We start from the raw sequence: 255 nt of genomic DNA, 5'->3' as shown, positions 1-255 counted from the left end.
GGCCAACCTATTTGTCAGAGAACCGAAGAGTAGTAATTGTTAAACCAGAACGTGCCGCTGGAGGAGCAGTTGCGCCAGCTGTCACAGCAAAAAAATAACGACGGCAGTCAGACTGTGACGGTGCTACAGGCCGCGCAGCATCTGCGCCAGTTGCAGAACCGTTACGCACTGACCGTACAGGCAGGAAAGTTAACCCCATGACACACGACGATAAAACACAACCCGATAATCATTTCTTACTGTGGACGGTGAAGG

1 protein-coding gene is annotated in these 255 nt (G+C 51.4%); it reads left to right on the top strand.

Annotated features, from left to right (window positions below; translation table 11 throughout):
- The first annotated feature begins 36 nt into the window (after nt 1-36).
- On the top strand, nt 37-201 hold the full coding sequence (locus ACERY3_RS25505; protein ID WP_262768500.1) for a VasL domain-containing protein: 165 nt from the start codon (nt 37-39) through the stop codon (nt 199-201).
- Nucleotides 202-255 lie beyond the last annotated feature (54 nt).

It is taken from the genome of Enterobacter cloacae complex sp. ESBL7, from assembly GCF_041679625.1.
GTDB lineage: Bacteria > Pseudomonadota > Gammaproteobacteria > Enterobacterales > Enterobacteriaceae > Enterobacter > Enterobacter asburiae_B.
The sequence above is the reverse complement of the archived record's forward strand: the minus strand, read 5'-3'. Positions and strand labels throughout refer to the sequence as shown.